At 40.1% G+C, this 25,729-nt stretch carries 17 protein-coding genes and 1 tRNA gene; 4 read left to right on the top strand and 14 right to left on the bottom strand.

Translation table 11 applies throughout. The annotated features are described in order from the left end of the window. Positions 1-209: 209 nt before the first annotated feature. The 6 genes from WAO84_RS07760 to dnaE all read right to left on the bottom strand — a co-directional run bounded on the left by WAO84_RS07760 (position 210) and on the right by dnaE (position 8,258). The gene (locus WAO84_RS07760) at positions 210-938 is read right to left on the bottom strand and encodes an alpha/beta fold hydrolase (protein ID WP_340064914.1); all 729 of its coding nucleotides are present in this window, start codon (positions 936-938) and stop codon (positions 210-212) included. 42 nt (positions 939-980) lie between these two features. Further along, entirely contained in the window at positions 981-1,814 is an 834-nt protein-coding gene (locus WAO84_RS07755; RefSeq protein ID WP_340064913.1) for a methylated-DNA--[protein]-cysteine S-methyltransferase, read from the bottom strand. A 368-nt stretch (positions 1,815-2,182) separates the two neighbouring features. Further along, a tRNA-Asp gene (locus tag WAO84_RS07750) sits at positions 2,183-2,256 on the bottom strand. A gap of 108 nt (positions 2,257-2,364) precedes the next feature. Next, positions 2,365-3,294, bottom strand: a complete 930-nt coding sequence (locus tag WAO84_RS07745) for a DUF58 domain-containing protein (RefSeq protein ID WP_340064911.1) — start codon at positions 3,292-3,294, stop codon at positions 2,365-2,367. 87 nt (positions 3,295-3,381) lie between these two features. Beyond that, positions 3,382-3,702, bottom strand: a complete 321-nt coding sequence (gene trxA, locus WAO84_RS07740; protein WP_340064910.1) for a thioredoxin — start codon at positions 3,700-3,702, stop codon at positions 3,382-3,384. 173 nt (positions 3,703-3,875) lie between these two features. After that, entirely contained in the window at positions 3,876-8,258 is a 4,383-nt protein-coding gene (dnaE, locus tag WAO84_RS07735) for a DNA polymerase III subunit alpha (protein ID WP_340064908.1), read from the bottom strand. A 349-nt stretch (positions 8,259-8,607) separates the two neighbouring features. Between dnaE and WAO84_RS07730 the strand changes: the two genes are divergently transcribed. The 4 genes from WAO84_RS07730 to WAO84_RS07715 all read left to right on the top strand — a co-directional run bounded on the left by WAO84_RS07730 (position 8,608) and on the right by WAO84_RS07715 (position 11,746). Next, positions 8,608-9,177: a 30S ribosomal protein S16 gene (locus WAO84_RS07730; protein ID WP_340064906.1), complete on the top strand. Its 570-nt coding sequence runs from the start codon at positions 8,608-8,610 to the stop codon at positions 9,175-9,177. 9 nt (positions 9,178-9,186) lie between these two features. After that, positions 9,187-9,717 carry a ribosome maturation factor RimM gene (gene rimM, locus WAO84_RS07725; RefSeq protein WP_340064905.1) on the top strand — a complete coding sequence of 177 codons (531 nt, stop codon included), beginning with the start codon at positions 9,187-9,189 and terminating at the stop codon, positions 9,715-9,717. Positions 9,718-9,794: 77 nt separating this feature from the next. Next, complete coding sequence (locus tag WAO84_RS07720) at positions 9,795-10,508, top strand: tRNA1(Val) (adenine(37)-N6)-methyltransferase (protein ID WP_340064904.1); 714 nt, start codon at positions 9,795-9,797, stop codon at positions 10,506-10,508. A 59-nt stretch (positions 10,509-10,567) separates the two neighbouring features. Further along, on the top strand, positions 10,568-11,746 hold the full coding sequence (locus WAO84_RS07715; protein ID WP_340064902.1) for an acyl-CoA dehydrogenase family protein: 1,179 nt from the start codon (positions 10,568-10,570) through the stop codon (positions 11,744-11,746). 14 nt (positions 11,747-11,760) lie between these two features. Here WAO84_RS07715 and WAO84_RS07710 read toward each other — a convergent pair whose 3' ends face one another. The 8 genes from WAO84_RS07710 to WAO84_RS07675 form a co-directional block, all read right to left on the bottom strand. Continuing rightward, the gene (locus tag WAO84_RS07710; RefSeq protein ID WP_340064901.1) at positions 11,761-12,036 is read right to left on the bottom strand and encodes a hypothetical protein; all 276 of its coding nucleotides are present in this window, start codon (positions 12,034-12,036) and stop codon (positions 11,761-11,763) included. After that, complete coding sequence (locus WAO84_RS07705; RefSeq protein ID WP_340064900.1) at positions 12,033-15,035, bottom strand: DNA polymerase III subunit alpha; 3,003 nt, start codon at positions 15,033-15,035, stop codon at positions 12,033-12,035. Before WAO84_RS07705 ends, WAO84_RS07710 begins: the two co-directional genes overlap by 4 nt. 8 nt (positions 15,036-15,043) lie before the next feature. Continuing rightward, on the bottom strand, positions 15,044-16,258 hold the full coding sequence (gene dinB / locus WAO84_RS07700; protein WP_340064899.1) for a DNA polymerase IV: 1,215 nt from the start codon (positions 16,256-16,258) through the stop codon (positions 15,044-15,046). 202 nt (positions 16,259-16,460) lie between these two features. Beyond that, entirely contained in the window at positions 16,461-17,630 is a 1,170-nt protein-coding gene (locus tag WAO84_RS07695) for an efflux RND transporter periplasmic adaptor subunit (protein WP_340064898.1), read from the bottom strand. Between the two features lie 10 nt (positions 17,631-17,640). Then, the gene (locus tag WAO84_RS07690) at positions 17,641-21,981 is read right to left on the bottom strand and encodes a CusA/CzcA family heavy metal efflux RND transporter (protein ID WP_340064897.1); all 4,341 of its coding nucleotides are present in this window, start codon (positions 21,979-21,981) and stop codon (positions 17,641-17,643) included. A 71-nt stretch (positions 21,982-22,052) separates the two neighbouring features. Then, positions 22,053-22,451: a hypothetical protein gene (locus WAO84_RS07685; protein ID WP_340064896.1), complete on the bottom strand. Its 399-nt coding sequence runs from the start codon at positions 22,449-22,451 to the stop codon at positions 22,053-22,055. 302 nt (positions 22,452-22,753) lie between these two features. After that, positions 22,754-25,216: a TonB-dependent receptor gene (locus tag WAO84_RS07680; RefSeq protein WP_340064894.1), complete on the bottom strand. Its 2,463-nt coding sequence runs from the start codon at positions 25,214-25,216 to the stop codon at positions 22,754-22,756. A 107-nt stretch (positions 25,217-25,323) separates the two neighbouring features. Next, positions 25,324-25,725 carry a hypothetical protein gene (locus WAO84_RS07675; protein ID WP_340064893.1) on the bottom strand — a complete coding sequence of 134 codons (402 nt, stop codon included), beginning with the start codon at positions 25,723-25,725 and terminating at the stop codon, positions 25,324-25,326. Between the last annotated feature and the right edge of the window lie 4 nt (positions 25,726-25,729).

Raw genomic sequence — 25,729 nt, 5'->3', positions numbered from 1 at the left:
TTATACCAGCTATACCCTTCATCAATTTTTGAACTCTGGGCGGCAAATGTTCCAAATTAACAGATGACTGGTTCATTGCCTCATACTTTTAGGTCAGTCGTGCAGTAGTTTCCTATACTTCTTCCCAGGTCATTATTCTCGCTTGGCCCTGCACCTGAACCGAAATATAATTCCATGCCGGAGTGTTGGGGTGAACATAATACTCTTTTCTAAAGTCGTGCGATTTCCATAAAAATGTCAACCAGCTCATTAGGCTTGCTAAAAAAGGGGGAATGGCTGGCAGCCATTTTATACACTTTTAAGCAAGGGGTTTCACTGTACATTTTTTGCTGGATGAAGGGAGTTACCGCCCGGTCATCGGTACATTCGATGTAATATCGGGGTACGCTTCCAAAATTTTCATCGGTCAAATGCAAAGGGGCCACACCAGATTCAATAGGCTCATGGCTTAAGATAACGTTGGCCATTTCGGTAATCTCATCATCGCAATCATGGTACAATCCTTCCTTGAAAATCTCGGTCTGTAGGGTATGTGACTTGGACTCTTCATGAATGTCAACATAACCTTTTAACCATCCCCCGGTGTCTTGAACGGAGTATTCCTTTTGGGTTTTTCCATGGGGAATGAGATAGGCCGCTAAGTAAATTAACTTTTCAATTTTTTCTGGCCGGTATTCCGCCACCTGTGAAATCATAATACCATTTTTACTATGGCCGACCAAAATGACTTTGCCTTCGAGACTATCAATGAGCTCACATAACTTTTGAACAGTGCCTTTAAAGGTGACCTCTTTAATAGGGCTTTTATCCCTTCCCATGCCTGGCAGATCGATGGCGTGGACCGTATGCCCCTGCTGTTCCAAAATTGGGGTCACTTTGTACCAGTTCCAGGCACTGTGCCATGAACCATGGATAAGAATAAACGTCTTTTTTTCCATAGGGTTTGCCTTTACCAATGATGTGATTAAAATGAAGATAACTTATTGGGCGGCCTCCCAACCAATCATGGCGGTTTTACGGGTATTGCCCCAAGCATAGCCCCCAATATTGCCCGAAGCCTGAATTACCCTATGACAGGGTATCAAAAAAGCGACAGGATTGTTGCCAATCGCCGTACCCACCGCCCGAGATGCTCTTGGGGCTTCTATTTGTTTGGCTATGGCCCCGTAGGTGGTCAATTGTCCCTGTGGAATTTTTAACAGCGCTTCCCAAACCTTTAATTGAAAGGGCGTGGCATTCAAATGTAGTTTTATTTGGTTCAGCTTGCTCCAATCGTTTTGGAAAATGAACAATGCGTCTTGTTGCAATTTGTCAACAACCTGATTGTAAGAAGCGTTTGCAAAACGATTTTTTAAGGCTTCCAATGCCTTTGCTTTCTCCTGGATAAAAGCCATATGGCAGATACCTTTTTGGGTAGAGGCTACGATGAGGTTGCCAAACGGACTTTCGGCAAAACTGTAGTTGATGCACAAGCTTTCTCCTGCATTTTTAAATTCTCCGGGGGTCATGCCCTCAATATTGATAAAGAGGTCATGCAACCTACCCGTGCCCGACAATCCCGTTTCATGAGCCGCATCAAACAAGGTGACCTGTTGCTCCTTAAGCAATTGCTTGGCATATTCCACACTTATGTATTGCATGAACTTTTTTGGGCTCACCCCTGCCCAATCACTGAACAGACGCTGAAAATGATACGGACTGAGATGTACACTTTCGGCGATATCGTTCAGTGAGGGCTGTTCCTTGAAATTTTCTTTGATATACTTGATAGCTTCTGCTATGCGACTATAGTTCAATTGTTGCTGTGTATTCATGATGCTTGAATTTACAAGACAAAAGTATGTTGAGATACCAGCCTTAAAACCCGATTCTTGCTAATTTAATTTAAGCCCAACTAAAAATTAGATATTATTGCCCAGAAATACAAGTAAGGGCAAAGAGATAACAATGATTTTCTTCCCCTCACTTTTATTCAAGGAATGATAAAAGCTTTCTTTTTTCTTTAGAAACTTGTAAAAGAACTTTTTAATGGCCTCTATAACTCACTTCATTTTAATGAAAATCACAAGATTAACTTGGAGGTAAACAAAAGAAATTATCTTTGGAAAGTGTTGTACTTATGTTATACCCAAGGGAAAGAAAAAAGGCTCCCGATTTCTCGGAAGCCTCGTGTTTACTGGTGCGGTCTGGACGGGACTCGAACCCGCGACCCCCTGCGTGACAGGCAGGTATTCTAACCAACTGAACTACCAGACCTCTGCTATAACGCGGATGCAAATATACACCGCATTTTCATTTCTACAAACATTTTGAAAAGTTTTTTAGATTCATTTTTTTAAGTGATCAATTATGAATTTTCTGCGCTTATAAGAATTTCTGTCGTTCTATTAGATACGTTAATAGTATTCGGTTTATTCCACCCGCAATATCGGCCTCTACATACTTAATACCGTATTGGGCACACGTAAGGTGTAATTCTTCAAAGAAGCGTTTGGTGGCCTGCTGATATTCACTTTTTATACTATGGGCATATAAATTTACATGCTCTCCGGTTTCAATATCAACAAAACGTTTGGGACGATCATCAAAGTCAAAGTGAAATTCCTTTTCTTTATCCATTACATGAAAGAAGATCACTTCATGTTTATTATATTTTAGGTGACGTAAGGCTTCAAAAAGCTCTTTTTCCCCGGTTTCAGACTGAAGCATATCAGTAAAAAGAAAAATGAGGCTTCTTCGATGTATTTTCTCGGCTATCTGATGCAGATAGGTAAACGTTTTGGTTGTTTTTTCCCGGTTAGATGATACAAGGTTTTTTTCAAGCCTGTTCAACAACATTCTGTGATGTCGTTCACTTCCTTTTTCCGGTGCGTAATACTCATACGTATTTGAATACACGCTCAAACCTACAGCATCTCTTTGTCTTTTTAATAAGTTCATTAAAGCGGCCGCTGCCAGGCTGGCAAAACCAATTTTGTTAAGATGATCAATATCCTGGGCTTTTATGGGCGGATAATACATGGAAGAGGAGTTATCAATGATAAGATGGCATCTTAAATTGGTTTCTTCCTCATATCGTTTTACATAAAGTCGGTCGGTTTTGGCAAATAGTCTCCAGTCTATATATCTGGTACTCTCTCCCGGGTTATATATTTTGTGCTCTGCAAATTCTGAAGAGAAACCATGAAAAGGACTCTTATGCATACCATTTATAAAACCTTCTACCACCTGGCCCGCTAATAACTCAAGGTTTTTAAAAAGTTGAATTTTGTGAACGTTTTCCTGTAGTTTCATTGTGAAAGATTTCCGCTTCGGGTATGCCTAAAATAAAAAAGGTTTGACTATACGCCAAACCCTTAACGATTTATTATAATTAAATGGTTAAACCAAAAGCGTGTCAAGTGCTTCTTTATAAGTATCTTTTGGAGCAACCCCTACTTGTCTTCCTACGATCTCACCGTTTTGAAAAACAAGTACGGTAGGAATGTTACGTACACCATATTTAGCTGCAAACTCCTGGTTGGCATCTACATCTACCTTCCCTACAACTGCTTTTCCATCATATTCCTGACTGATCTCATCAATAATAGGACCTACCATTCTACAGGGACCGCACCATGCTGCCCAGAAGTCAACCATTACCGGTTTGTCACTTTTTAAAACTACTTCTTCGAAAGTAGCATCTGTAATTTCTAATGCCATTGTATTAAGATTTAAATTCACTTCTTTCGTTAACATGCAAATTTAGTCAAATATTTTTCCAAACCTTACAATGCCCGAATTAGTTTTCATTATTTGACAATCAAGAATATCGATAGCATTTTTAAAAAGTTCTGCTATTGAAATCACGGTGTACATACTTGCTTATCAAATGGTTAATTAAGCTTATAATACACTGCTTCTTCATCTAGCAGGTTTAAAAGAGAGCTTGTTATTTTCACTTTCTGTTTACGGCTTGGCATGGTAAGCTTAATCTCGTCTTCCATTTCATATACTACAAAATTAAGACTATGATCTCCTTTATGGCCACTTAGAAGTTCTTTAAGCTTTGTAATATTTTCAGTATTCAGAGAGTTTACGTCTAATTGTATTGTGAGTTTTTTAGCATAGCTTTCCAATACATCCTGTAGCATTTGTAAATGGTTAAATTGCAGGCGCGGATCTCCCTTTTTACCGGTTTCCCGATTTTCCCAACCCTCCCTGACAAATGTTTTTATGTACACAAAAGCATTAGGTATGAGAAAATGCCTGAACTTTAGATACTCTTCACCAAAAATTTTAAATTCAAAAGAATCTGTGTAATCTTCCATAGTGAAAGCGGCCCATCCTTTTCCGTTCTTGGAAACCCGGTGTTGCACATCGGTAATAACCCCGGCAAAAGAAAGTTCTCTGTTTACATAATTCTCCAGTTCGGTAAACATACTTATACCGGCATTACAGAAATATTTCATCTCTACTTTAAAGTCATCAAGCGGGTGCCCGGAAATGTAAATGCCTACTACTTCTTTTTCTCTTCTCAGTTTTTCCATGGTTCCCCATGACTCACAGGAAGGCACTATGGGTTCTGGTATTTGCACTTCGCTGCTTTCTCCAAAAAGGCTTACCTGGGCCGAATTGAGGTTTTCCTGATGTTTTGCACCATAGCGAATGGCCTTTTCCAAAAATGAAATACTGTCTCCGTCTTCAAAAAAATATTGTGCTCTGTGTGTATCGGTAAAAGAATCAAACCCTCCGGCCAGAGCGAGATTTTCAAAGGCTTTTTTATTAGCTGCCCTGAGGTCTATTCTTTTGGCAAGATCAAAAACAGATCTGTATTTGCCATCTTTTCGAAATTCTACTATCGTATCGACCGCACCTCGTCCTACGCCTTTAATGGCACCCATTCCAAAACGAATAGCATTATCCTGGTTTACGGCAAACTTATAGAAAGATTCGTTTACATCGGGGCCCAGTACTTTTAGCCCCATACGTTTACACTCTTCCAGAAAGAAAGATACCTGCTTGATATCATTCATATTATTAGATAGTACGGCCGCCATATATTCTGCTGGATAGTTGGCTTTTAAGTATGCGGTCTGATATCCTATCCAGGCATAACAGGTAGAATGCGATTTGTTAAAAGCATAAGAGGCAAAAGCCTCCCAGTCTTTCCATATTTTCTCCAGTTTTTCGGGATCATGGCCGTTAGACGCTCCTCTTTCAAGAAATGCGGGTCGCATTTTATCAAGTACGTCTTTTTGCTTTTTACCCATCGCTTTTCGAAGTACGTCTGCCTCACCTTTACTAAACCCGGCCAGTTTTTGGGATAAAAGCATCACCTGCTCCTGATATACCGTTATCCCATAGGTTTCTTTAAGGTATTCTTCCATCGCCGGTAAATCATACGTGATGGCCTCTTCTCCATGTTTGCGGCGAATAAAACTGGGAATATATTCAAGAGGGCCGGGACGGTACAGAGCATTCATGGCAATAAGATCGGCAAATACGGTAGGTTTAAGCTCTTTCATATATTTCTGCATCCCGGCAGATTCATACTGGAATATCCCTACGGTCTCGCCTCGCTGAAAAAGCTCATATGTTTTTTCATCATCAAGCGGGAACAGGTCAGGGTCAAGCTCTTTGCCATGCTGGTATTTAATGATCTTAACGGTATCCTTAATAAGGGTCAGGGTTTTAAGCCCCAGAAAGTCCATTTTAAGTAATCCGGCACTTTCTACAACCGAGTTGTCAAACTGGGTTACGTACAAATCAGAATCCTTTGCAGTGGCTACCGGCACAAAATTGGTAATATCATCCGGAGTAATAATTACTCCACACGCATGGATCCCTGTGTTTCGCAAAGATCCTTCGAGTATTCGTGCCTGATTAATGGTTTGTGCCTCAAGATCTGTGCCCTCTGCCAGATTTTTCAATTCGTTTACTTTCAGCAATTCGTCTGAACGTAATTTTTCTTTTAATTCACGGTCATCCAGGTTAAATATTTTTCCCAGTTTCATATTGGGAATGAGCTTGGCAATTCGGTCGGCCTCGCCCAGAGGCAGATCCAGTACTCTGGCGGTATCTCGTATAGAAGATTTGGCTGCCATAGTACCATAGGTAATGATCTGTGCTACCTGGTTGGCCCCGTATTTTTTAATTACATAATCCATTACCTTACTACGGCCTTCATCGTCAAAATCAATATCGATATCGGGCATACTTACCCTGTCTGGATTTAAAAAGCGCTCAAAAAGAAGATCGTACGAAATAGGATCCAGATTGGTAATTCCCAGACAATAGGCCACAGCTGAACCGGCCGCCGAACCCCGTCCGGGCCCTACGGATACTCCCATATCCCTTGCTGCGGCAATAAAATCCTGAACAATAAGAAAATACCCGGGATAACCGGTTCTTTCTATTACTTCCAGTTCAAAATCGAGCCGTTCTTCTATTTCAGGGGTAATTTCATTATACCTCTTGCGGGCACCTTCATACGTAAGGTACCTTAAATACTTGTTCTCACCACGTTTCCCCCCGTCTATATCATCTTCAGCCACCTGAAAGGCCTCCGGAATATCAAATTTTGGCAGTAATACTTCCCTTGCCAATTCAAAAGGTGTGACTTTATCAATTATTTCCTGAATATTATATATGGCTTCCGGAATATCTTTAAAAAGCTCCTTCATCTGGCTGGCACTTTTAAAGTAATATTCCTGGTTGGGAAGCCCGTACCGATACCCCCGACCGCGACCAATAGGGGTAGCCTGCTTTTCACCATCTTTTACACATAAAAGAATGTCATGTGCATTGGCATTATCTTTTTCAAGGTAATAGGTATTATTGGTAGCCACTGTTTTAATACTGTGTTCCTTTGCAAAACGAAGCAGCACATTATTTACACGGTCTTCTTCTTCCTGACCGTGGCGCATCAGTTCTATATACAGATCTTCGCCAAACTGCTTTTTCCACCATAACAAGGCTTCTTCTGCCTGTTTTTCACCAACATTGAGTATTTTAGACGGTACTTCACCATATAAGTTGCCTGTTAAAACAATGAGATCATCTTTGTATTCTTTTATTACCTCACGGTCTATTCTGGGAACATAGTAAAACCCTTCTGTATAGGCTATAGAAGACATTTTTGCCAGATTGTGATAACCTCTTTTGTTTTTCGCCAGAAAAACCACCATGTATCCATTGTCTTTCCGGCTGCGATCTTTATGATTTTCACAAACGTAAAACTCACATCCCACTATGGGTTTAAGAAGTGCTGCCTCAGGGATTTCTCCTTTGGCCTGTGCCTCTTCTATTTGTGCTTTTGCTTTTTTGTTATGGGTATTTACTTCATGTACAAAAAGAAAAGCTGCCATCATATTGGCCACATCGGTAATAGCCACTGCAGGCATTTTTTCACGTACCGCTGCGGCCACCAGTGCCGGAATAGCCGAGGTAGCCTGTAAAACAGAGAACTGTGTATGGTTATGCAAATGCGCAAAACCGGCATCCTCCAGATCTTTTATATTTTGCTTCAGTTCTTCACTCGAAGGTTCATCCGCTACTTGTTCTTTACGTTGTTGTTCACGTATTCTTTCAGAAGCTGCTTTTAGATTAATATGTTTTAACCCTATGAGCTGAATGGTAGCCGGATTCTCCCGGTCAAACTTTTCAAAGAAATCAGGAGACGCATCCAGTTCTTCAACCGTATAAATGCGTTTTCGAATAAGTTCAAAAAAGCAACGGGTAGTAGCTTCTACATCAGCCGTAGCATTATGTGCTTCCTCAAATCCATCTCCAAAAAGGTGTGCATGCAGTTCGGTAAGTGTTGGTAGTTTATATTTACCACCTCTACCGCCGGGAAGCTGGCACAGTTCTGCAGTGGTCTCGGTACACGTATCCAATACTGGAAGTGAAGTGAGTACCGTACCCATACCTTTTCTGAAAAACTCAGCCCCCATTATGTTTACATCAAAACCCACATTTTGCCCGACAATGAATTTTGTACTTGTAAGTAGCTTATTGAACTTTTGCAAAACCTCATCAAGGGAGACCCCTTCCTCCTCCGCAAGCTCTGTAGAAATACCATGTACTTTCTCTGCATCAAAAGGCACATTAAACCCTTCGGGACGAATAAGGTAGTCCTGTTGATCTATCAGTTTTCCTGTTTCATCGTGAAGCTGCCAGGCTATTTGTACGGCTCTTGGCCAGTTATCAGTATCGCTTATGGGTGCATCCCAACGTTTGGGCAAACCTGTGGTTTCGGTATCAAAAACTAAAAACATGTGTAGAGAAAAAGTATTAAAAAACTATATCGATCCTTTAAAAAGTAAGGGGTTATTAAAGCAACTAACAGGAGTTAAAAATACATATTATTAAAGGCTTTCAGGATAACAATTATCAAGAGTTATTAACTGTGATCTGAAAACATTTTTATCCGGCCCGCATACAGGCTTAAGCAATATATACAGATGCGGTTCATTTTTTTATCTGATTTACAGATTAGTTACTCTAAAATAATGGCAAAAAACCGTTTATCAACAGAAAATATATTTTATATTTGCACCCGCCTTTACCAGAGTGGTATGGGGAAATTAATAACCGGGGTCGAGAACCCCACTAATTAATAGTTATATGCCAGTTAGAATACGACTACAAAGACACGGACGCAAAGGAAAACCTTTTTATTGGATCGTGGCTGCAGATTCCCGTTCAAAAAGAGATGGAAAATTTCTTGAAAAGTTAGGCACCTATAATCCTAACACAGACCCTGCACAAATTGATCTTAACATAGACAATTCAGTAAAGTGGCTGCAAAACGGAGCACAACCGTCTGATACCGCCAAAAGGATACTTTCATACAAAGGTGTACTGCTAAAGCATCATTTATTGGGTGGTGTGTCTAAAGGAGCATTAACCGAGGAGCAGGCAGAAGAAAAATTTACTGCCTGGTTAGAAGAAAAAGAAGGTAAAGTAGCTTCTAAGCAAGATACCCTTACCAAAGCTAAAGAAGAGGCAAAAGCGAAACAACTGGAAGCAGAAAAAGCAATAAGCGATAAGCGCAAAGCCGAAGGAACTGTTGTAGAGGAAGAGCAGGAAGGAGCCGAAGCAGCTACTGAGGCCGCTGAAGAAACCGTAGCCGAAGCGGAAGCAACTCCTGAAGAAGCTCCCGAAACAGAAGAGAATAAGGACGCGGAAGCATAACTTCAGACTATGAGAAAGGAAGATTGCTTCTATCTCGGAAAAATAGTAAAGAAGTTTAGTTTTAAAGGAGAGGTTCTGGCAAAGCTAGATACCGACGACCCTGAAGAGTATGAAAATTTGGAATCAGTATTCATCGAATTAGGTGAAACACTGGTTCCATTTTTTATTACAGAGTCTTCGTTACACAAATCGCAGCTCTTAAGACTGCGACTGGAAGATGTAGATACAGAAGCTAAAGCAGATGCGCTTTTAAAACAAGATCTTTATCTACCAAAAAGTATGCTTCCTACGCTCTCAGGTAATAAGTTTTACTTTCATGAAGTAATTGGTTTTACCGTTGTAGATAAAAGTTTTGGAAAAGTAGGGACCATCACCGCTATTAACGACAGTACTGCGCAATCTCTTTTTGAAATAGATCGCGATGGTATTGAGATCTTTATCCCAATGAATGATGAATTTATTGTAAAAGTAGATCGTGACTCTAAAGAAATACAGGTACAAACACCCGAGGGTCTCATTGATCTTTACTTGTCTGAATAGTTTTTAGTAAAGCGTCTTTATCGTATTCCTTACAACCAATCCCGCACTTTTTCATCACTTTTGACATCCTTGTTTTTATGAATGCTCCCTTTGTTTTTAAACAATTTAGTGTACATCAGGATAGGTGTGCCATGAAAATAGGTACCGATGGGGTGCTGCTGGGCGCATGGGTCTCCATACAAGAAGGCCCACAATCTATTTTAGATATAGGGGCAGGCACCGGACTTATTGCAATCATGCTTGCACAACGCAGCAATGCAGATCTTATTGATGCGATAGAGATCGATGCTCAGGCTTATGAGCAATGCGTTGAAAATTTTGAGGCATCTCCCTGGAATGATCGTCTTTTTTGTTACCACGCCTCTCTCGAAGAATTTGCTGCAGAAATAGACGACACCTATGACCTTATTGTCGCCAATCCTCCTTTTTATTCAGAAAATGTAACCTCAGGAGACACCTCTCGAAACAGGGCCCGCCAAAACCATTATCTGCCATTTCATACCCTGATTGAAGCAGTTGGTAAACTATTATCAACATATGGCAGTTTTGCACTTGTTATACCCTTTAAAGAAGAGCAAACCGTTATCTCTCTCGCCAAAGAGAAAAACCTTTTTCCCAGGCGTATTACTCATGTTAAAGGGACCCCTGAAGCTCCAGTAAAAAGAAGTCTTATAGAGTTTGTATTTCAAAACGAAGTTCCTGAAAGAGACACATTGGTTATTGAAAAATCACGCCATGAATATACCGATACCTACAGGTTACTCACACAAGATTTTTATTTAAAAATGTAACTCTACGGCTTTGTTTTGTTACATTTCATTGGTTACCTTTGGGCTTTAATTTTATGTACATGAAACCTGATCTGTTTGAAGCTCCTGATTATTACCAGTTAGATGATCTGCTTACTGATGAACACAAACTGGTAAGAGATGCCGCAAGGCAATGGGTTAAGCGGGAAGTATCTCCTATTATTGAAACCTATGCGCAAAATGCCGAGTTTCCCAAACAAATTATTTCCGGCCTTGCCGAAATAGGTGCTTTTGGCCCTTATATTCCGGTTGAATACGGCGGTGCAGGAATGGACCAGACTGCTTATGGGCTTATCATGCAGGAAATAGAAAGGGGTGACAGTGGGGTACGATCTACCGCCTCGGTACAATCGTCCCTGGTCATGTATCCCATATGGAAATACGGAAGCGAAGAACAGCGAAAAAAGTACCTTCCTAAACTCGCAACCGGAGAATACATGGGCTGTTTTGGACTAACCGAACCCGACTTCGGGTCAAATCCTGCGGGAATGGTAACCCATTTTAAAGATAAAGGAGATCACTTTTTACTAAACGGAGCAAAACTCTGGATCTCTAATGCTCCTTTTGCTGATATTGCGGTAGTCTGGGCCAAAAATGAGGAAGGTCGCATTCATGGGCTCATAGTAGAAAGAGGTATGGAAGGTTTCTCTACCCCGGAGACCCATAACAAATGGTCATTACGGGCCTCAGCCACCGGAGAACTTATTTTTGATAATGTAAAGGTTCCCAAAGAAAACTTACTTCCGAGAAAAAGTGGCCTGGGTGCTCCCCTGGGATGTCTGGATTCGGCACGTTACGGAATTGCATGGGGCGCCATAGGTGCCGCGATGGATTGTTATGATACGGCATTGCGATATGCAAAAGAACGGGTTCAATTTGACAAACCTATAGCCGCTACACAATTACAACAGAAAAAACTGGCCGAAATGGTTACCGAGATCACTAAAGCACAGCTACTCGCCTGGCGACTGGGCGTACTCAGAGAAGAAGGAAAAGCTACGTCTGCACAAATATCTATGGCAAAACGCAATAATGTAGATATGGCACTTACCATAGCCCGGGAAGCAAGACAGGTGCTGGGAGGTATGGGTATTACCGGAGAGTACAGCATTATGCGGCATATGATGAATCTCGAATCTGTAATTACATACGAGGGCACACACGATATTCACCTGTTAATAACCGGAATGGATATTACGGGAATGGCTGCTTTTAAGTAAAATAGAAATGTTTTCTAAGCGGCTGCTTTTTTAAGAAGATCATACATGGGGCATCGTTTACAGCGATTGCCCTTTTTATATTTTTTACAACACCTCGTTTTACAGTTTGGAAGCGGTTGCAGACTTGTGAAAGTAACCTTTTTAGATGTACTTGCCTTCTTTTCGGCTTTCTTCAGTTTTTTCTTGTCCTTTTCCTTACCTTTCTTTTTGGCTTTGTCCTTTCCCATCAAAACAAAATTAAACGATGCAAAAATACACTCTATTTTGATTTGATCTAAATTAAAGATCATAAAGTTTTCAACATATGTCTGTAAGAACCCGAATTTCCTTCACTATAACGCGGGTCCTGTATATAGTCTTCTTTTTGCATTTTAAGTACTTCTATACTTAAAAAACCAAATTCACTAACTACTTTTCCGTAAAAGCGATAAATACCCCTCCCTCTAAATCTGTATTTAAAGGCCACCTGCGGAAATAAGACGGTATCAAAAACTTCTCCGTGCTGGTCTGTCAGAGTTGCGAAATGCATCCTTTTCCCATCGTGAGTAGCTGTATTTTTTACGGTAACCAGATATCCGTATATGTCTATGTATCGATCTAAATAGCGGGAAAGGTCACGACTCCCCAAACTGTTTTTAGGTGGGTGTAACAATAATTCGAACGGGCTGCATAGAGGAAAGCCCAATAGTTCCATTTGGTCAAAAGCTGTTTCCAATACATTTGTTTGTAACTCAGGCAGGACAAAAGATCGCTGTGACGGCCTGAACAGCTTCGGGATATCCGGTTTTTTCTTCTTTCCCGCCAGTTTCATATGCGCCTGCCATAATAAATGATACCGGTTTTGAGTAGTAAACCTGAAAGCATCCATACGCACAAGAATACTTATTTGTTCTACAGATATGGGAACACGTTCCAGAAAATCATCAAAAGAAAGGAATGAGCCTCGTATCAACCTTTCGTTAATGATCTTGTTCACTACTTTTTTTTCCAGATCTTTAAGATATCCAAACCCCAGGTAAATATCTGTCCCGCTTATACGGTTTATTTCCAGACTCTTATTAACACAGGGCTGGTGTACAGTTGCCCCTAACATTCTTGCCTCGTGTATATAAAATTCCGGACCGTAAAACCCTCCTCCATTATTAAGTACGGCCACAATAAATTCAAGTGGGTAGTATGTTTTTAAAAACAGTGTCTGGTAGCTCTCTACGGCATACGAAGCCGAGTGCCCCTTAGCAAAGGCATACCCCGCAAAGCTGGCAATTTGTTCCCAGATCTCAAAGATCAGTTTTTCATCGTAGCCTTTCTCTCTGCAATTGGTAATAAACTTTGCTTTTACCTTGGCAAATTCATCGCGGGAGCGAAACTTACCGCTCATACCTCTTCGAAGCACATCGGCCTCTCCCAAAGTAAGATCTGCAAAATAATGGGCTACTTTTATAACATCTTCCTGATATACCATTACTCCATACGTATCAGGCATGATATCCAGCATAACAGGATGTGCATTTTTTAACCGCTCGGGATTTCTGTGGCGTAGAATATATTCTCTCATCATACCACTTTTGGCCACTCCAGGGCGAATAATGGAACTGGCCGCTACCAAACCGAGGTAATTATCTACTTCCAGCTTTTTTAGCAGCATGCGCATAGCCGGTGATTCTACATAAAAACACCCCATACACTGTGCTTTTTTAATAAGGGCATTAATACGCGGGTCCTTTTTAAAAGAGGCTATGGCATGAATGTCTATAGACGCTGCTTTCTCCGGGTAATTGGTCTTTATGATTGTCATGGCATCTTTTATCTTTGCCAGGCCCCTCTGCCCCAGAATATCAAACTTATACAACCCTACATCTTCGGCAATTACCATATCAAACTGTGTAGTGGGAAAGCCTTTGGGAGGCAGGTTGGTAGCCGAGAAGCAGTGTAAAGGTTTCTCACTTATAAGAATACCCCCGGCATGAATGCTTACATAATTGGGAAAGCCTTCTATAAGTTTTCCGTATTTCATAACAAGTGAAGAAACCTCATCAAGTAGTACTGAGTGATATTTACCATCTGCCAACAGATCGATCTCTCCTTTTGGCAACCCAAAAACTTTTCCCAGTTCTCTCACTACACCCCGATACCTAAAGGTAACATACGTGCCCAACAAAGCCACATGGTCAAAACGTTTAAATATATATTGTGTGACATCCTGGCGGTCTTTCCAGGAAAAATCAATATCAAAATCAGGCGGGTTGGCCCGGTACAGGTTAATAAAACGTTCGAAATACAGATCCAGATCTACCGGATCTACATCTGTAATACGTAAAAGATAGGCTACTATGCTATTGGCGCCACTGCCCCTTCCCACATAAAAATATCCTTTTCGCCTGGCATAACATACAATGTCCCAGTTAATAAGAAAATAAGATACAAAATCCATTTTCTTAATAAGTTCCAGTTCTTTATCAAGTCGCTCCAGAATGCTGGCACCTCCTTCCGGATATCGGTAAGAGAGACCCTGCCTGCACAGTTTTTCAAGCAGTTCTTCATCAGATGCGCGGTTACCGGTATAGGTTTTGAGGTTTTGAGGTTTACGACCCTGCGAAAAATCAAAATGAATATGGCATTGCTTCATAAGCTTCTCGGTATTTTCCAGAATAAAAGAGTATTCTGAAAAGGCGGTGGCCAGATTGGCAATTGGGAACATTTTCTCATCAGCATCGGCCTCTTCACTGGTGGGGAGCCTGCTTAACAACACATTTTTATCGATGGCCCGCAGTAACCGGTGGGCATTAAAGTCACGCTTGTTCCTAAAAGTTACAGGCTGCAATACTACCAGCTTATCTTTCATATGCACATAGGAAGAAAAAGGCAGCTTTCTAAGGTTTTTTATTGATACTCCTATATATTCATACTCTGTAAATTCCTGCTTTTCAGTTAGCAATACTTTTTCAAACGGGTAAATAGTAAATACGTGCTCAAATTTTGGAGGGGTTTCCGGAAAAGGTTTTTGCTGATGAAGGTGTAACGATAAAAAATCATTCAACTCTTTATAACCTTCATTATTAGCTGCTATTCCCACATACATCTGTTCTGTGCCGTTCCGGAAATCTATACCTGCTATGGGAGTAATGCCAAATTCTGCAGATTTCCGTACAAAATTCATACAGGCCGATGTATTATTGATATCGGTTAATGCCAAACGGGTGATATGATTTTCTTTGGCCAGTTCCAGCAGCTTCACTTCTGAAAAAGTGCCGAAGCGCAGGCTGTAATACGTATGACAATTAAGGTACATATCTGTCTTTATTGTTTTCTGTGAGCCAATACTACGGGAGGCTCGCCATTAAACGGATTATGCATGCGCCCTATAGTAGCCGCTTCCATACCTGAGGCCCGTACCACACTGCGCTCCCCATAACGGTTCCTTATACGATCCAGAGCATTGTACAAACTAAGGCGTTCACAGGTATCTTCAAACAAATGGATCTGATAATTCCCTTCTGCCAGGTGGGTGAATTTTACTCCTATAAGCCTTACTAAAAGTCGCTGGTTATAAAGGCGGTTAAACAGATCCAGTACTTTTGGTATAAGAATATGGTCTGCGCTGGTATGTGGTATTTTTACCTGTTTGTTATATGTGTTGAAATCTGAATACCTTATTTTTACTGATACGCAGGCCGTGAGTTTATTACCTCTTCGCAACTGATATGCCAGATTTTCACTCATAGCTAACAGGATGCTTTTAAGTTTTGTCACATCGGTAGTATCTTTATCAAATGTACGTTCTGTAGAAATAGATTTACGGTCGTGAAAAGGTATTACCGGCGTATTGTCTATTCCGTTAGCTCTTTCCCATATAGTGAGCCCGTTGGCACCCAGAACATTATACATCATATCTGGTGGCATTTCCTGAATGGTTTTCACTTTTCTGAGCCCCAGATTTCGTAATGCCTGATATGTTTTCTCGCCAATCATGGGAATCTTACTTATAGAAAGTGGGGCCAGAAAGGATCTTTCAAAACCAAAGTCTATTTTCATCTGATTATTGGGTTTTGCTTCGTTCGTAGCTACTTTTGAAACTACTTTGTTCACGGAAAGTCCGAAAGAAATAGGCAAACCGGTTTCTCTTATAATTGTGTTGCGCAGCTCTGAAGCATACTGATAGCACCCAAAAAAACGATCCATTCCGGTGAGGTCTGCATAAAACTCATCGATACTCGATTTCTCAAATATGGGAACCTTTTCTTTAATGATGTCTGTCACGGTATCTGAATATTTACTGTAAGTACCGGCATTGCCCTTTATAACTACTGCTTCAGGGCAAAGTTCTTTAGCCAGCTTCATAGACATCCCGGAGTGTACTCCAAACCTGCGGGTCTCATAACTACAGGCAGCTACAACACCTCTCCTGCTGGTGCCTCCTACCAATAAGGGCCTGCTTTTTAACCTGCTGTCTATAAGCCGCTCTACTGAAACATAAAATGTATCAAGATCCAGATGAAGTACTGTTTTATTCATAGAAAAGGAAATAACTACCCGAACAAAAGTATGGATTTTTTCCTTTTTTATGGAATTATTCCACTAAAATATTTATTTTTTTATGATAGCTATCTCTCTAAAAAACAATACACTACACGTATTGATAGAATCTACTTAATTATTAGAAAAGGGTTTTATTATACTATTTATTCCATACCCACCTGTTCCTGTATTCTGGAATCTAATGGGAGTGGCCGCTTCCCGAATCACTTTTCCCTATCAGATTAAAGCCTCCTTTAGTCAAAAATCGGTCTTCCGGTGAAAATACACTGTCAATAGAAACAAAACCCTTATATGAAGATCCTGGCTGAATTTCCTTTTTGGAAAACACATACAGGGAATCATTTTCTGAAATAAGTTGCCATACATAATAAGAATTGTCTGCCATTATTACCGCTTCTTCCGGAAGTGCCGGTCGTTTATCAGTACGAGTCACTATAGCTGCTTCTACAAACATGCCCGTAGCAAAATTCTCGGCGAGTTCTTCTTCAATATGAGCATGTACTTTTACAGTTCGGTCTTTTTCATGAATAGAGGTACCTATAAGATATACATGAGCGCGATATGTGGTTCCTGAAGTTTCCGGTACTTTGAATATGATATCCTGCTTTTCTTTAACCCTCATGATATCACTTTCAAAAACACTAAGTTCCAGATGAATGTGACTTTTGTCTATGACCTCCATAATCACATCTGCCGGAGAAACATAAGCCCCTTTATTTACATATAGTTCTGTTATGTTACCACTGATAGGCGAATACACGACAACCTCGGCCGTAAGTTTGCCACTTTCAACTATTTTCGGATCAATATGTAACATTTCCATTTTTTTTCTCAAACCCTGATAAGCAGCCACAGCTCTTTTATACGCACTTTCTGCCTGTAGCTGGTTTTTAAGAGAGGTGATTTTCTCTTCCAGGAGTGTTGTTTGCCTTTCATACTCAGCTTTCAGGTAGTGTAACTGTGCCTTTACATCGAGATATTCCTGTTGAAGGGTTATAAATTCGGGGTTTTCCAAAGTTACGAGGGCCTGCCCTTTTGTAACCTTGTCCCCGATAAGCAAAGGGGTTTCTTTGATGTACCCACCGGCTATGGTATTGATAACAGCTTTATTCTCAGGAGGCACATCGATCATTCCGGTAGCTTCCACCAACTCTGGAAAAGGCTTGCTAAACAGTTTCCCTATTTGCATATTGCCTGTTTTAAACTGATGTTTACTTACTACTATTTTATGATCCTTACGGGTTTCCAAAGGAGCGATTTCCTGTGCTCCATTCTTCACTTTGGTTTCACACCCTACTATAAAAAGAAGTGCTCCTATGTTCAGAATATATAATTTTATACGTTTCATAACGTGTATTTTACAAGGTTAGATAATTAATGGTGATTACGGTCTGGTTGTATGCATGAAGGCTCTCCAGATAAGAAAGCGTTATGGTATAAGCATTCTCCAGACTGTTTATGTACTGAAAAAAATCGATCTCTCCGCTTTGATAGCTCCTGGAGGCTGTTTTGAGAAGTTCTTGTGACAATTCTTCACCTTCATTTTCATAGTACAAAAGGGCTTCATTGTGTTTAGTCAGTTGGGCATTCAGCTTTTTATATCTTGCTTCGAGCATGAATGTATATTCTTTTGCTTCTTCGGTTACCATCTGGGCGGCAATTCGCGAAGCTTTTATTTTGGAAGTATTCCCTCCGAAAAGCAAAGGGATCTTAAGGCCTATTTGATAACCGTACAATTGATCATTAAGAGTGGCATTAGATCCGGTGAAATAGTTCAAGGTGATATCAGGTAACAAAGATTGCTTTTCATACCTGTTTTTTGCCTGATAAAGTGATTTTTTGTTTTTGTAATAAGTAATCCCTTCATGATCTGCTATTGTTTTGGACCAAAGACTTAATTTACCGGGAGGTTGCTTCACAATCACAAGAGTATCATCATGCTGTACTACTTTTTGAATACGTGCATAGGCCTGGGCAATGTCTTGTTCTGCCTGTCGATATTGCGTTTGCAACTGTTTGCGTTTGGCTTTTGCCGTTATCTTTTCCAGGTAATTGGTTTCCCCTAATTCAAATTTTCGTTGGGCAGCATAGGCAAATTTTGCATAAAGGCTATCCAGATACTGATACACCTCTTTTTTCTGCATTTCGTACTGAAGTTGATAATACGCAGATTCTACCTCACGTTCAACTGCCAGTTTTTTCAATATGTAACTGCTTTTTTCCATTTCATGTTCCAGTTCATTCACCTTTTTTCCCGCAAAATATACGGTTGGAAAAAGAAAGCTCTGCTGTACTCCAACTACGTAAATGGGCTTTTCATTAATGGCCAGGTTGTTTTCGTCATAACCGTAATATACCTCTGTTTTATCAAAACTAAAAGCAGTGCCTATCATGGCATTGGTTTCTTCTACTCTAAGAGAAGAAGCCTTTAATGCTGCATTGCTTTCCATGGCCATTTCTTTTAGCTGTTCACAATGCAGTGCCGGAGTTTCCTGAGCATATATACCTGATAAAAACAATACGGCCAGTATGGTAAGGCTGTTTTTGGGTACTGATGTATTTTTTGGGGTTTTTTGGGGTTTTTCCCCGTTTGAACCGAAAAGTGCATAGAGTACGGGCAATACAATAAGGGTAAGAAGTGTAGCAGTTACCAGCCCCCCGATAACCACTGTAGCCAATGGCCTTTGTACTTCTGCCCCTGCACTGGTAGATACCGCCATAGGCAGAAACCCGAGAGCAGCAGCGGTAGCTGTTAGCAATACAGCACGCAATCGGTTTTTAGCTCCCGTAAGGATGTATTCTTCTTTTGTTTTCATCCCTTTGCTTTTTAATTCTTTAAAATGTTCTATAAGTACTATTCCATTTAAAACGGCAATTCCGAACAGAGCAATAAATCCCACTCCTGCCGAAATGCTGAAAGGCATACCCCGAAGCCAGAGTAATAATACCCCGCCAAATGCTGCCAGCGGGATCGCTGAGAACACTATAAGTGCCTCTCTTATCGATTTAAAAGCAAAATACAACAAGACGAAAATGAGAATAAGCGCTACAGGTACTGCTATCTTAAGGCGGTTCCTGGCGCTTTTAAGGTTTTCAAACTGTCCTCCATACGTAATGCTGTACCCCACAGGAAGTTGTAGCTGTTTTTCCAGACGCTGCCGAATATCATCTACTACTGATTGTAAATCGCGATTACGCACATTGATTCCTACTACTATTCGGCGTTTGGTATCATCTCTGGATATTTTAGCGGCTCCTTTTTCATACGAGATACGGGCCAGTTCTTTTAAAGGCACCTTACCTCCGGAAGGAATATCTACATACATGTTTTTAAGATTTGTTATGCTTTCCCTATGCTGTTCATCAAGACGAATAACCAGATCAAAACGTTTTTCACCTTCAAAAACACTGCCTGTTACATAACCGCCAAACCCCATAGATACTAGCCGGTTAACCTCGGCAATGTGCAAACCGTACCGGGCAAGTCTGGCACGATCATACGTTACTTTCATTTGTGGCAGCCCGGCTATTTTTTCAACTACCACATCGGCTGCGCCTTCTATGTCTTTTATATACTCTTTAACTTCATTGGCTTTTTTCTGCAGAACTTCCAGGTCGTCACCAAAAATTTTAATGGCAATATCGGCCCTTACTCCGGTTATCAATTCGTTAAAACGCATTTCTATAGGTTGGGTAAACTCAAGATCGATACCCGGTAATACTGACAGGGCTTCTTTAAAACGGTCGGCCAGTTCATCTTTTGAAGATGCGGATACCCATGTATTTCCCGGTTTAAGCGTTATAATAACATCACTTTCCTCCATAGACATGGGATCGGTAGGTATTTCTGCAGCCCCTATGCGGGTTACCACCTGTTCCACTTCGGGAAATTTGAGGAGTATTTTTTCGATTTGGGTAGTAGTTTCAATGGTTTTACTCAGTGATGTTCCGGTTTTAAGTACCGGTTGTATAACAAAATCACCCTCATCTAACGTAGGTACAAATTCTGCTCCCATCCTGCTAAAAAGAAAAAAGGCCGCCCCTATAAAAACCAAAGCCAGGGCCAATACTATTTTTTTATGGTAAAGGGCCCATGAAATTACAGGTTCATATTTTTTCTGGAGCCAGTTCATAAAACGGACAGATATATTTTTTGAGGATGGTGCCGAAGGTTTTATAAAAAGAGCTGCCACTACGGGCACATAGGTAAAACAAAGTAACATGGCTCCTATGAGTGCAAAACTAAATGTGAGTGCCATAGGGGTAAACATTTTTCCTTCTACACCACTTAATGATAATATGGGTATAAAGACGATGAGTATAATAAGCTGCCCGAATACTGCCGAGTTCATCATTTCGGAGGCACTCCGGTAAACCAGTTCATTTGTTTTTTCCTGCCTTTGTGTGTGATTGGAGGTAGTTAACTCATCTTTTTGTGAAGTAATACGAAAAGCCACAAACTCTACAATTATCACGGCACCATCTATAATAATGCCAAAGTCTATGGCGCCCAGACTCATGAGGTTGGCATCAATATCAAAAAGATACATTAGCGATAGGGCAAAGAGAAGACTGATAGGTATTACTGAAGCCACTACGAGGCCCGAACGCATATTTCCAAGAATAAGTACTACTACAAAAATGACGATCAGGCATCCTAAAATGAGATTCTCTGCAACGGTAAAGGTGGTTTTCTCTATGAGTTTACTTCGATCAAGAAATGCATTGATATATACACCTTCAGGAAGTGATCCGGAAACAGAAGCTACTCTTTCCTTTACGGCATCGATCACTTTCTTAGAGTTTGAGTTTTTAAGCATCATTACCTGGCCCAACACTTTTTCTCCTTCGCCATTGGCTGTTACAGCCCCAAATCGGGTAGCCTTCCCAAAGCCTACCTTCCCAATATCCTTAATAAATATTGGGACACCCTTTCTGTTTACAACAACGGTATTTTCAATATCTGCAAGTGTGCTTACAAGTCCCTCTCCTCTTATAAAATAGGCCTGATTTACTTTTTCAATATAACCTCCTCCGGCAACACTATTATTTTGCTCGAGTGCGGTGAATATCTCTGCCATAGTAATATTCATGGCATTAAGTTTGGTGGTGTTCACAGCTACTTCATACTGTTTGAGATATCCTCCCCAACTATTCACTTCAACTACCCCTGGAATACCGGAAAGCTGGCGTTTAATGATCCAATCCTGTATCGTGCGTAGATCGGTGGCAGTATATCTTGATTCATACCCCGGTTTGACATCCAGAATGTACTGGTATATCTCTCCCAATCCTGTAGTAATCGGGCCCATTTCGGGAGTACCAAAATCCCTGGGGATCTTTTCTGAAGCTGATCTTATTTTTTCAGCAATGAGCTGCCTGGGCAAATAAGTGCCCATGCTATCGTCAAAAACAATGGTAACTACTGACAGTCCAAATTTTGACACAGAGCGTATTTCAGTTACTCCGGGTAAGTTGGCCATTTCCAGTTCTACCGGATAGGTAATAAACTGCTCTATGTCCTGAGTGGAAAGGTTACGGGAAGTGGTAATAACCTGTACCTGATTATTTGTTATATCCGGAACGGCCCCAATAGGTATTTGGGTGAGCGAATACAAACCGAAAATAACTATGCACGATGTAAAAAATACAACAGTCCCTTTGTTGTAAAGGCTAAACTTTATAATTTTTGAAAGCATGTTTTAAGAATATAAAATGGAATACTACCGCGCGGTCAAAAATAACAGAGCGGCCTCAATACTTCTTAAAATTATGCGTGTTTTGGAGGTTGAAATACTTTAGACCAGTTCATGAAGGAGTAATGATCCCCGTAAAAGAAGTTAACATCTGTGTCTGTAAGCGGTTCCAGCTTTTTTAGAGGGATCTCGTGGCGGTTTACCACGAAAAAGGTAATGGCATGTGCAGAGAAAGAATGATTGAAAGGAAGTCTTTCATGATCCTTTTGCTCTTCCTTATGGTGTTGTTCATGGTCCTTTTTTAAGGAACCATAGTGTTTAGAGAGAAAAGTAAAAAAACTGTCTCCGTATTGATGAGAATGAAACCTGGCATGTTCTATTAATTCTCCCATACGCAATACATCATACAGTCCAAAATTTCCACTTTGGAAGAGTAAGGTAAGACATAACCATATGGAGATAATACGGATCATACTCTGTAAAATTATTAAAAACCTGTTACTTAAACTAAAACGGAAAGCTTTTTTATGATTCTGCTCAGTCAGAAATTCTTATAGAATATGTTTACCTCCTCCCATAAACCTTCTTCCCGAAGCTTTCTATGGGCCCTGGGTTTATTTTCATTAAAAAGAAAAACCGGCTCAAGGCCGGTTTTTCCGTGTTTGCAAGGAGATCAAAACCTGCAAACCAAAACCCGTTTATAATACATCACAGACTTTTTAATACCCCTCATTAACCCCATCTGTGTTTAGTATTATTTAATAAATGGGTTTTCTTAATTTCCTGCTCTCCGTTTTTCACTTTCTGCCCCGGTTTGCTCACGTTTCCTGAGATTTGAAGCCATTTTTCCAAAGTTATAAGTGAAGGTAAGTGTTACCTGTCGTGAATCGTACACATTACGAAAGTTAGCACTGGTCTGGTCAAGATTTAATATTTGCCCGCTATTGACAATGGTTTCAAATATATCATTGGCAGCCAGCTTTAAGGTGCTGTTATTGGATAGCTTTTTTTGAATACCCAGATTCACAAAACCGAAAGGATCTGTAATTAACTGTGCATCATATACTTTTCCTATATAACTTCCGCTGATCTCTCCACTCCAGTCATTACCAAATTTGAGTTGTAATACGGGATCAAAACTCAAAAAGGTACCGCTTACATCCAGATCTCTCATAAAAAGTTCTGCCCTCGATCTTTTATGGGTAATGGCAAAGTAGTTGGTGAAGGTGAGCCATTCAAATATATCTATATTGGTGTTTACTGTGAAGTTCCAGACTTCGGCCTTCCCTATGTTCCCGGGTCTGCTGAAATAGATCTCATCTACAATCTCTATAGTTTCGTTTACCTCATCTGAAGTATTGCTGTAACTAAGGGTAAGGGTCAACAGGTTTTTATAATTATAAAACAACTCTACACTATGGGTAAATGAAGGCCTTAAAAAAGGGTTTCCTTCATAAAAAGTAAATCGGTTTAAAGGAAAAATAATGGGGTTGAGATCTCTGAAATTTGGGCGATTTATTCGTTTTCCGTAATTAATCCCTATAGTATTATCTGCCAAAGAATCAAGTTTGTAAGACACATACAGGGTTGGAAAAAGGCTGGTATAATCGCGGTTAAAATCTCTTTGCGGAATCACTTCATTTCCTAACTGATTCCCGTCTGAAATAGTATTTTCAAATCTAAGGCCTGCTTGAACAGACAATCGTTTGCCTTCATAGTTTGTGTTTACATACACGGCATTTATCATTTCTTCATAGAGAAACTGATTACTTTTTTCGAAGTCGGGGCGTGATACATTATTAATGGTCTCAATATAATCGGCTATGTTATCGGTATCAATAAAGCTGGTTTTAACTCCGGTCGCCAGTTTCCAGGATTCGCCAAGATCTTTTGAGTAATCTGCTTTTGCAGAATAAATATTAATACTGGAAGGAAGGTCACCATCCAGAAAATCCTCACTGGTAGTATTGTCTGAGGGATTAATCACGCGGTTTCTAAAATCCTGGGTATCGTCATTGGTATAACGCAAATAATCCAGATCAAACGAAAGGTTTTCTCCTTCGTTAATTTTATATTGATAGTAAAGATTTACGCCAAAGTTCCTGAATTGCGTTTGGGTTATGTTTCTTGCCAATACGAGTGAATCTACTTCTCGGGATGCATTTAACAGATCGGTTTCCGAATCATCAACATTTTCTCCGTCCCAGTCCAATCCGTTAAAAACTAATCCCCATGTTTGTTTTTCGGTGGCATAAAAATCTAGTCCGGTTTTAAAGTTAATAACGCGGCCGCTACCTTCTGAATAGGTATTTTGGTTATTAAAAGCCAATATTTCATTGTTTTCATCCAGAGTTCTACGGTTAATATCCAGGTCTTGGAAACGTTTACGATATCCACCACTTAAATTTCCAAAAAAATTGAATTTACCTTTGCGATAATTAAAGTTAAGCCCTGTGTTGGTTTTGGTAAATACAGATCTGGTAACACTTTGTGTAAGGTTCCCGTTAAAGCCATCGGCACGGTTCTTCTTCATGATAATATTAATAACACCTGCATTACCTGCCGCATCATATTTAGCAGGTGGATTGGTCATTATTTCAATTTTGTCTATAGCAGAAGAAGGAATGGCATTGAGGTAATTTTCCAGATCGTTACCAGACAGGAAGGTGGGTTTGTCATTTACAAAAACCACTACTCCGGCTTTCCCTCTTAGACTTATCACACCTTCGGGGGTAACATTTACTCCGGGTGATTTTCCTAAAAGCTCAAAAGCGGTTGTTCCTGTATTGGAGATCAATGCATCTACATTGAGAACGGTTCGATCTATTTTACGCTCTACAAAAGATTTTTTAAAAGTGACCACTACTTCATCTAATGCTTGTTCCTGAAAAGCCGGAATAAGCTTTATTTCTGGTAACTCTTCTTTTAGATTACTTTCACTTATGGCAATCTGTCCTGTATCAAGCTCTGAGTACCCATCCATAATAATGGTGATGAAATAGGTATTGTTTTTTAAGTTGTTAAATATAAACGTTCCGTCTTCCTCGGTTAATTCTGTTTTTACCAGTACAGAGTCTTTTGCATTTTTTAATACGATAGTTGCAAAAACTACTGGTTCCTTCGTTTTTGCGTCTACCACAAACCCGGAAATTTCACCTCCGGGTGTTTGTGAGTAGACTGGAAAAAAGCAAAAAAAAGCCATTACGACCAAAAATGCCGTAGTTTTATATGATCTCATAAAGAATTTCCTGAATTAAAAACTTTAACAGGCGTATAGCCTTTATAAACAATAAAGAGTTGTTTTTTTAGGTGACTGCTTTTAAACGACCGCTCTTTTTTAGTTACTTATTTAGGTGTTACTGTTTTAGTATCTAGTTTATAGTTATAACTAATGATCCAACTTTTCTTTTGCAGAAATTCCCTTTTATATTTTTGATGAATTTCCGGTAATTGCTTTTGATTATTCACAATAAACGCATTAGTGTCCAGCCTGTAATTCACCACTTTTTCTCCATTGGTTAGTTGATCTTTTTTTATTTTTTCATTGATCTTTTTAATAAGATCATTTCCGTGGCTTACATCCAGATCTCCGGCATCAGTACCCGTAATACCTGTGAAAGTGATCTCTTTCTTTTTCATTTTCTCTATATCTGCCTTGGTAGGGGGTTCGGCAGATTGAGAATGCACCTGATAAGATGACATAGATATCCCTATAGCCAATAAGGCCAGTATTTTCTTTGTGCCCATAAAT

Origin of the sequence: Ascidiimonas aurantiaca, assembly GCF_037646345.1 — a bacterium.
Lineage (GTDB): Bacteria > Bacteroidota > Bacteroidia > Flavobacteriales > Flavobacteriaceae > Ascidiimonas > Ascidiimonas aurantiaca.
This window is presented reverse-complemented; position numbering and strand designations above follow the sequence as displayed.

Excerpts from the sequence above, each read along its gene's own strand:
- WAO84_RS07760 (WP_340064914.1), bottom strand. The coding sequence starts at position 938 with ATGGAAAAAAAGACGTTTATTCTTATCCATGGTTCATGGCACAGTGCC.
- WAO84_RS07755 (WP_340064913.1), bottom strand. The coding sequence starts at position 1,814 with ATGAATACACAGCAACAATTGAACTATAGTCGCATAGCAGAAGCTATC.
- WAO84_RS07745 (WP_340064911.1), bottom strand. The coding sequence starts at position 3,294 with ATGAAACTACAGGAAAACGTTCACAAAATTCAACTTTTTAAAAACCTT.
- trxA (WP_340064910.1), bottom strand. The coding sequence starts at position 3,702 with ATGGCATTAGAAATTACAGATGCTACTTTCGAAGAAGTAGTTTTAAAA.
- dnaE (WP_340064908.1), bottom strand. The coding sequence starts at position 8,258 with ATGTTTTTAGTTTTTGATACCGAAACCACAGGTTTGCCCAAACGTTGG.
- WAO84_RS07730 (WP_340064906.1), top strand. The coding sequence starts at position 8,608 with ATGCCAGTTAGAATACGACTACAAAGACACGGACGCAAAGGAAAACCT.
- rimM (WP_340064905.1), top strand. The coding sequence starts at position 9,187 with ATGAGAAAGGAAGATTGCTTCTATCTCGGAAAAATAGTAAAGAAGTTT.
- WAO84_RS07720 (WP_340064904.1), top strand. The coding sequence starts at position 9,795 with ATGAATGCTCCCTTTGTTTTTAAACAATTTAGTGTACATCAGGATAGG.
- WAO84_RS07715 (WP_340064902.1), top strand. The coding sequence starts at position 10,568 with ATGAAACCTGATCTGTTTGAAGCTCCTGATTATTACCAGTTAGATGAT.
- WAO84_RS07710 (WP_340064901.1), bottom strand. The coding sequence starts at position 12,036 with ATGATCTTTAATTTAGATCAAATCAAAATAGAGTGTATTTTTGCATCG.
- WAO84_RS07705 (WP_340064900.1), bottom strand. The coding sequence starts at position 15,035 with ATGTACCTTAATTGTCATACGTATTACAGCCTGCGCTTCGGCACTTTT.
- dinB (WP_340064899.1), bottom strand. The coding sequence starts at position 16,258 with ATGAATAAAACAGTACTTCATCTGGATCTTGATACATTTTATGTTTCA.
- WAO84_RS07695 (WP_340064898.1), bottom strand. The coding sequence starts at position 17,630 with ATGAAACGTATAAAATTATATATTCTGAACATAGGAGCACTTCTTTTT.
- WAO84_RS07690 (WP_340064897.1), bottom strand. The coding sequence starts at position 21,981 with ATGCTTTCAAAAATTATAAAGTTTAGCCTTTACAACAAAGGGACTGTT.
- WAO84_RS07685 (WP_340064896.1), bottom strand. The coding sequence starts at position 22,451 with ATGATCCGTATTATCTCCATATGGTTATGTCTTACCTTACTCTTCCAA.
- WAO84_RS07680 (WP_340064894.1), bottom strand. The coding sequence starts at position 25,216 with ATGAGATCATATAAAACTACGGCATTTTTGGTCGTAATGGCTTTTTTT.
- WAO84_RS07675 (WP_340064893.1), bottom strand. The coding sequence starts at position 25,725 with ATGGGCACAAAGAAAATACTGGCCTTATTGGCTATAGGGATATCTATG.